This window comes from Aromatoleum evansii, assembly GCF_012910805.1.
Lineage (GTDB): Bacteria > Pseudomonadota > Gammaproteobacteria > Burkholderiales > Rhodocyclaceae > Aromatoleum > Aromatoleum evansii.
In genome coordinates this window covers 131,869-139,353 of sequence record NZ_WTVK01000007.1, presented here as the reverse complement: position 1 = coordinate 139,353, position 7,485 = coordinate 131,869, and the positions used below count along the sequence as shown (strand labels likewise).

The window sequence follows — 7,485 nt, the reverse complement described above, 5'->3', positions numbered from 1 at the left end:
GCTGGGGGCTGTCGTACAGTCGCTCGGAGAGCGACTCGGGGCGTGCCGGGACCACCGGGAGTTCCTCGGAAGAGACGATGCGGGGAACGCTGTATGTGACGGTGACGCCACAATTCCGCCTGCGCGGAATCGTGGGCCACGAGCGCAATGATTACGACACGGCCTCCGATGACAGTAGCTCGATCGTGGGGGGCGGCTTCGACTGGAATCCCACCGAGCGCACGACGATCTCGGGAACGACGGAGAAGCGTGTTTTCGGCCGTGGCTACGACTTCATGTTCAATCATCGCCATGCCTTGTCGAACTGGAATCTTTCGTATTCGCGGGATATTTCGTCTTCGCTCGAACTGCTGGGGGCCGATGTGTTTCGGGACCCGGAGTTTCGTCTGCTCTATGACGCCCTCGAGCGTGTGATTCCCGATCCCTTCCTGCGCGAGGCGGTCGTGCGTCGGCTGCTGGGCTATCCGGCGATCGGCCCGCGCGACCTGTTCCTGTCGAATGCGCGTTTCGTGACACGCAACCTGACCGGGAGCGTGTCGCTGATCGGCGTCCGCAACGTGCTGACCTTGTCGTTGCAGCAGTCCGAGCGCAGTCGCCTGGGGGCTGAGGTGACAGGAAACCCGCAGGACGATTTCGCGCGCTTCGACGATGTGAAGACGCGCTCTGCGACTGTTGCGCTGAGTCACCGGCTTGCACCACAGACCTCGCTCAGTGCGAGCCTGACGCGCTCACGCTCGACCGGAAGCGGGAGGGATGGATCCGAGACGGAGCGGACGGCGTTCAGTCTTGCGCTGTCGAAGCAACTCGGGCCGAACACCTCGGGTGGGCTGACCTACCGCTACCAGCGCTCGGAAGGCCTGAGCGACTTCATCGAGAACGTGATCACGGCGACGATTTCGGTGAGCTTCTGAGCTGAACTTGCATGTACGAGTCCTATTTCAGGCTGCGCGCGAAGCCCTTCCAGCTCAATCCCGATCCCGCCTTCTTCTTTGGCAGTCGCGGGCATCGTCGGGCGATGGCCTACCTGGAATACGGCCTGCACCAGAACGAGGGGTTCATCGTCGTGACCGGCGAGATCGGTGCGGGCAAGACGACGCTCGTGCGCAGCCTGCTCGAGCGTCTCGATGCCGACAAGGTGGTCGCCGCGAATCTGGTGAACACGCAGGTCGACGAGAGCGACATCCTGCGCATGATCGCCGCAGCGTTCGGCGTCCCGAGCCGTAGCCTCGACAAGGCCGGCCTGCTGCTGGCGCTCGAGACCTACTTCGTGTCGCTGGCGGCGGCGGGCAAGCGCGCCTTGCTGATCGTCGATGAGGCGCAGAACCTGAGCCCGCATGCGGTGGAGGAGCTCAGGATGCTGTCGAACTTCCAGCTCGAAGACCACGCCCTGCTGCAGAGCTTCCTGGTTGGCCAGCCGGAGTTCCGCGACACCATGCAGGGGCCGCAGATGCAGCAGCTGCGCCAGCGGGTGATCGCGTCGTACCACCTGGGGCCGCTGGACGCGGCCGAGACGCGCGCCTATGTCGAGCACCGGCTTCGCCACGTCGGCTGGCAGAGCGACCCGAGCTTCGACGATGGCGCGTTCGCGCTCGTCTACGCCAATACGGGTGGCATTCCGCGCCGCATCAATTCGCTTTGCGACCGCCTGATGCTGGCGGCCTACATCGCCGAGCGACACACCATTGGCGAAGCCGATGTGCGCGAGGTGGTGAGCGAGTTGCAGGACGAGTTCGCTGCCCGGCGGCCAACCGGTGCAACCTTGGGCGGACTCAGCGGCAGTGCGCTTCCGTCTCTGGCCGCCGGTGCGATCGATCCGCGGAGCCTGCAGGTTCCGGGGGCGCTGGCCGATCGCGTGGCCGGAATGGCAGCGAATTTCGATGTGCAGCGCATCGAGGCGCGCATCGCGGGTCTGGAGCAGTCGATGGCGGCGACGCTGGACGTGCTGAATCAGCTGCTTCAGGCCGTCCGCCGCGACGATGGCGAGGGCGGGGCGCCCGATGGACGCTGACATTTCCCTTCGCCCCGTGATCTGCGTGGTCGGAGCGCGGCCGAATTACATGAAGATGGCGCCGATCATCCGCGCCTTCAGGGCGCATGCGCCCGCGGTGCCGGTGCTGCTCGTACACACGGGGCAGCATTACGACGTGGCGATGAATGATCGCCTGTTTGCGGATCTCGAACTGCCGCGGCCGGACGTGAATCTCGGGGTCGGTTCGGGCAGCCATGCGGTGCAGACGGCGGAGGTGATGAAGCGCTTCGAGCCGGTGATCGATGCCAATGGTGCCCGGGCGGTTCTTGTGGTCGGGGACGTGAATTCGACGCTGGCTTGCGCACTGGTCGCGTCGAAGCGGGGCGTCCCCGTCGTGCATGTGGAATCGGGCCTGCGCAGCTACGACCGGACGATGCCCGAGGAAATCAATCGCGTGCTGACCGACCAGATTTCCGACCTCCTGTACACGACCGAGCGCAGCGCGCACGCCAATCTCGTGCGCGAGGGCATCGCACCGCAGCGGGCCGTGTTCGTCGGCAACGTGATGATCGACAGCCTGCGTGCGAACCTGTCGAAGGCGCCGGCGGCGTCCGATTTGATCGCCGCGTCGGGGTTCGGGGGCGAGCGCTTGCGCGGGGGGTATGGCGTGGTCACCCTGCATCGCCCCTCCAACGTGGACCACCCCGATACGCTTGGGCCGATCGTCGATGCGTTGCGGAATATCAGTGCGCGCCTGCCGCTGGTGTTTGCGCTGCACCCGCGTACGCGTGCGAATCTCGAGCGTTTCGACATGCTGAACCGACTCGATGCGCAGGGCTTTCTGGTGCTGCCGCCGCAGGGCTATCTGGAGATGCTCGGCCTGATGGCGGGCGCGACGATGGTGCTCACCGATTCGGGCGGAATCCAGGAGGAGACCACCGCGCTGGGCGTGCCGTGTCTGACGATCCGGGAGAACACCGAGCGGCCGATCACGGTGGAGCAGGGCACGAACACCGTAGTGGGCATCGATCCTGCTGCATTGCGCGCGGCGGCTGACGCCGTGCTGGATGGTGGAGGCAAGCGCGGGCGCGTGCCGGAATACTGGGATGGCCGTGCCGCCGAGCGCATCGTCGCCCACCTTGCTGCATGGCTGCGCGAGCGCGAGTCGATGGGAGGCGTGTGACATGGACGAGCGAATCGTCAATGCGCTGACCATCGATGTCGAGGATTACTTCCATGTGTCCGCGCTCGCACCCCATTTTCCGCGCACGGAATGGGAACAGGTGCCGTGCAGGGTCGAGCGCAACGTGAATCAGATCCTGCAGTTGCTCGATGACCATGACGCACGGGCAACCTTCTTCGTGCTGGGCTGGGTTGCGGAGCGTTACCCCGAACTGGTCCGGCTGATCGTTTCGCAGGGCCATGAGATCGCCAGTCACGGCTATGAACACGAGCGTGCAAGCGCGCAGTCGTGCGATCGCTTTCTCGCCGACATCGTGCTTGCGAAGGCGGTGCTGGAGGACATTGGCGGCGAACGGGTGGCCGGCTACCGGGCGCCGAGCTTTTCCATCGGCAAGGCAAATCTGTGGGCGCACGACTGCATTGCCGAGGCGGGCTATGCCTACAGTTCCAGCGTCTATCCGGTGCATCACGACCATTACGGCATGCCGGACGCGCCGCGTTTTCCGTACCGCCTGGACTGCGGCCTGCTCGAGGTGCCGGTGACGACGATGCGCTGGATGGGCCGCAACTGGCCGGCCGGCGGCGGCGGCTTCTTCCGGCTGTTGCCGTATGCCGTGTCGCGCTGGCAGATTGCCCGCGTCAATCGCGAGGATGCCCAAGCGGCGATCTTCTACTTCCACCCTTGGGAGATCGATCCCGAGCAGCCGCGCGTGAACCGCGCGTCGATGAAGACGAGATTCCGTCATTACGTGAATCTCGAGCGCACCGAGGGGCGGCTGCGATGCCTCCTGCGTGATTTCGCCTGGGGGCGTGCCGACCGGGTTTTCGCGGATTTCTGAAGCGGCCGGGGAGGGCAATCGCGATGGACCGTCCCCCCTTGCTGGTCAGGCGACTGGACGAGGCCGACCGTCGGCGCTGGGATGCGTTCGTACACGCCTGCCCGGAGGCGACCTTCTTTCACCTGGCGGCCTGGCAGGACATCATGCGTGAGGTGTTCCGTCACCGGACGCATTTCCTGTATGCGGAACGGGCCGGCGAGATCGTCGCGATCCTGCCGTTGGCGGAGGTCAGGAGCCGCCTCTTCGGCCATGCGCTCGCGTCGCTGCCTTTCTGCGCCTACGGTGGCGCGGCGGGCGCAGCCGATGCGGTGGCCGCGCTGGAGACGCACGCCGACGAGCTGGCGCGGCGGCTGGGCGTGCAGCATCTGGAATACCGCAACCTGCATGCGCGGCACGCGGATTGGCCGCGCCAGGACTTGTATGTGACCTTCCGCAAGGAGATCGCGGCCGAGGACGAGGCCAACCTGTCGGCGATCCCCCGCAAGCAGCGCGCGATGGTGCGCAAGGGGATGCGCAACGGTCTGGTCGCGCGCATCGATGAGGATGTGGAGCGCTTCTTCCCGCTGTATGCCGGGAACGTGCTGCGCCATGGCACGCCCGCGCTGCCGAAGGCCTTTTTCGCGCGCTTGCTGCGGGAGTTCGGTCCGAACTGCGAGGTGCTGACGATCACCGACCCGGCGGGCAGGCCGATGTCGGGCGTGCTGAGCTTCTACTTCCGCAACGAGATCCTGCCCTATTACGCCGGCGATGCGCCGGCGGCGCGCGATCTGGCCGCGAACGACTTCAAGTATTGGGAGCTGATGCGGCGGGCTGTCGGCCGCGGGGCGACACTGTTCGATTACGGTCGCAGCAAGGTCGGTACCGGCCCCTACGGATTCAAGAAGAACTGGGGCTTCGAGCCGCAGCCGCTGGCTTACGAGTATCGCCTGTACAAGCGCGACGCGGTGCCGCAGAACAATCCGATGAATCCGAAGTATCGGGCGCTGATCGCGCTATGGCGACGGCTGCCCATCGGGGTGGCGAACGTGCTCGGACCGCACATCGTGCGCAACCTGGGGTGAGCATGGACGATCGCCCTCCGCTGCTGTACCTGGTGCATCGGATCCCTTACCCGCCCAACAAGGGCGACAAGCTGCGGTCCTTCCATATCCTGCGGCAACTCGCGCGAAACCATCGCGTCTATCTGGGGACCTTCGTCGATCGTGCCGAGGATGCGGCCCATGTCGACACGCTGCGCGAGTGGTGTGCGGACGTCTGTGCGATCCCGCTGTCGCCCGCGCGCGCGCGACTGGCCAGCCTGCGGGGGCTGCCGGGCGGCGAGGCGCTGAGCCTGCCCTACTACCGCAGCCGGCGCCTGCGCGACTGGGTCGATCGCACTGTTCGGACTCATGCAATCCGTCGTGCGGTGGCTTTCTCCGGACCGATGGCGCAATACCTCGACCACGCCGGCCTCGAGCGCCGGGTGGTGGATTTCTGCGATGTCGATTCGGCGAAATGGGCCGACTACGCGCGTGCCCGCAGCTGGCCGATGTCGTGGCTGTACCGGCGGGAAGGGGAGAAACTGCTGGCGTTCGAGCGCGGCGTGGCGGCCGCGACGGATGCCAGCATCTTCGTGACCGAAGCCGAGGCGGACCTCTTCCGGCGGGCGGCGCCGGAAACCGCTGGACGGGTCGTGGCGATGCCGAACGGGGTCGATGCCGGCTTCTTCACGCCCGATGCGGGCCATGCCGACCCGTATCCCGTCGGCGGGCCGGTCGTCGTGTTCACCGGGGCCATGGACTATTGGCCGAACGTCGACGCGGTCGTGTGGTTCGTGCAGGAAATCCTGCCCCTGCTGCAGCGTTCGTGCGCAGACTTGCGCTTCTACATCGTCGGCATGAATCCTGCACCGGCCGTTCTGGCGCTGGCCGGTCCCGCGGTGGTGGTGACCGGCAGCGTGCCCGACGTGCGGCCGTGGATCGGACATGCGCAGGTCGTGGCCGCGCCGCTGAGGATCGCGCGCGGCATCCAGAACAAGGTGCTCGAGGCGATGGCGATGGCGCGCCCGGTGGTGGTGTCGGCATCGTCGGCCACCGGTTTGGCGGGCGAGCCTGGACGGGACTTCGAGGTTGCTGCGACCGCCGGGGAGTTCGCCGCACGGATTTCCGGGCTGCTGGGTGACCCCGAGCGGGCGGCGCGGATGGGTGCATGCGCGCGCGCGCGCGTGCTGGCCTCGTACAGTTGGGAGGCGCACCTCGGCCGCCTGGATGCCTTGCTCGATGCGGCGAGCGGCCCGGCTATCGCGCTGCGAGGCCGGGGCGGGGGGGCTTCCGACGACGACCCGCGGCCACTGGTCGTGCATGTCGTGTATCGCTTTGATGTCGGCGGGCTGGAGAACGGGGTCGTCAATCTGATCAACCGGCTGCCGGTCAGCCGCTTCCGCCACGCCATCGTCGCGCTGACCGAGTGCGATCCGGCGTTCTGCAAGCGCATCGTGCACGACGACGTGCGTTTCATTTCCCTGCACAAGCCGCCGGGGCACGGGCTGAAGCTGTATCCCGCCCTGTTCCGCCTGTTCAGCGAACTGCGGCCGGCCGTGGTGCATACGCGCAACCTCGCCGCGCTGGAAGCCGTCGTGCCCGCGTGGGCCGCGGGAGTGCCGGTGCGGGTGCATGGCGAGCACGGCTGGGATGTGTCCGATCCCCATGGAACGCGGCGGCGTTTTCAGTGGATGCGCCGGCTGTATCGGCCGTTCGTGACCCATTACATACCGCTGTCCGACCATCTCCTGAGATATTTGAACGCGTCGGTCGGGGTGAGCGCGGCGCACATGACCCGCATCTGCAACGGGGTCGATACGCAGCGTTTCAGGCCGGGCGCGAGGGGACGGGAGGTGCTGGACGGATCGCCGTTCGAGGGCGACGAACTGTGCGTGATCGGCACGGTCGGCCGGCTCGAACCGATCAAGGACCCGCTGAACCTGCTGCGCGCGTTCGTGCACCTGCTCCGTCGGGCTCCGGAACTTGCCGGGCGCCTGCGCCTGATGTTCGTCGGCGACGGCTCCCTGCGGGCCGAGCTCGAGGCCGAGGTCGCCCGGGCTGGCGTGGGCGCTTGCGTGTGGCTGGTGGGAGAGCGGCGCGACGTACCGGAGGCGCTGCGGGCGATGGATGTGTTCGTGCTGCCGTCGCGTGCGGAAGGGATCTCCAACACCATCCTCGAGGCGATGGCCTGCGGGTTGCCGGTGATCGCGACGCGGGTGGGTGGAAATGCCGAGCTGGTGCTCGACGGCGAGACCGGGATACTGGTTCCGGCGTCGGACAGCGACGCACTCGCCGACGCGCTGGCGCGCTACGTCGGCGACGGCGGGATGTTGCGGCGGCACGGCGAAGCGGGGCGGCAGCGTGCGGTGGAGGAGTTCAGCATCGACGGCATGGTGGCCCGCTATGCGCAGCTGTACGAGTCCTTGTTGAGTGCGGCGGGGCGTGCGGTGCCGGCGACCTGAAGCGGGAGAAACGT

At 67.0% G+C, this 7,485-nt stretch carries 6 protein-coding genes; all 6 read left to right on the top strand.

All coding sequences use genetic code 11. The features are described from left to right. Nucleotides 1-911: TIGR03016 family PEP-CTERM system-associated outer membrane protein (locus tag GO615_RS05275; RefSeq protein WP_169125990.1), on the top strand; the 911-nt coding region annotated here is incomplete at its 5' end. Nucleotides 912-922: 11 nt separating this feature from the next. Beyond that, nucleotides 923-2,008 carry an XrtA/PEP-CTERM system-associated ATPase gene (locus tag GO615_RS05270; protein WP_169125989.1) on the top strand — a complete coding sequence of 362 codons (1,086 nt, stop codon included), beginning with the start codon at nucleotides 923-925 and terminating at the stop codon, nucleotides 2,006-2,008. Next, nucleotides 1,998-3,152 (top strand): non-hydrolyzing UDP-N-acetylglucosamine 2-epimerase, encoded by a 1,155-nt coding sequence (wecB, locus tag GO615_RS05265; protein WP_169125988.1) that lies wholly within the window; start codon nucleotides 1,998-2,000, stop codon nucleotides 3,150-3,152. The genes GO615_RS05270 and wecB overlap by 11 nt, the downstream gene beginning before the upstream one ends. 1 nt (nucleotide 3,153) lies before the next feature. Beyond that, a complete protein-coding gene (locus tag GO615_RS05260) occupies nucleotides 3,154-3,990 on the top strand; it encodes an XrtA system polysaccharide deacetylase (protein WP_169125987.1) in 837 nt (278 codons plus the stop codon). A 23-nt stretch (nucleotides 3,991-4,013) separates the two neighbouring features. Then, entirely contained in the window at nucleotides 4,014-5,051 is a 1,038-nt protein-coding gene (locus tag GO615_RS05255; RefSeq protein WP_169125986.1) for a FemAB family XrtA/PEP-CTERM system-associated protein, read from the top strand. A 2-nt stretch (nucleotides 5,052-5,053) separates the two neighbouring features. Next, nucleotides 5,054-7,471, top strand: coding sequence for a TIGR03087 family PEP-CTERM/XrtA system glycosyltransferase (locus tag GO615_RS29355; RefSeq protein WP_169125985.1), 2,418 nt, complete (start codon nucleotides 5,054-5,056; stop codon nucleotides 7,469-7,471). Nucleotides 7,472-7,485 lie beyond the last annotated feature (14 nt).

Coding starts and splice junctions, on each gene's coding strand:
- GO615_RS29355 (WP_169125985.1), top strand. CDS start 5,054: ATGGACGATCGCCCTCCGCTGCTGTACCTGGTGCATCGGATCCCTTAC.
- GO615_RS05270 (WP_169125989.1), top strand. CDS start 923: ATGTACGAGTCCTATTTCAGGCTGCGCGCGAAGCCCTTCCAGCTCAAT.
- wecB (WP_169125988.1), top strand. CDS start 1,998: ATGGACGCTGACATTTCCCTTCGCCCCGTGATCTGCGTGGTCGGAGCG.
- GO615_RS05260 (WP_169125987.1), top strand. CDS start 3,154: ATGGACGAGCGAATCGTCAATGCGCTGACCATCGATGTCGAGGATTAC.
- GO615_RS05255 (WP_169125986.1), top strand. CDS start 4,014: ATGGACCGTCCCCCCTTGCTGGTCAGGCGACTGGACGAGGCCGACCGT.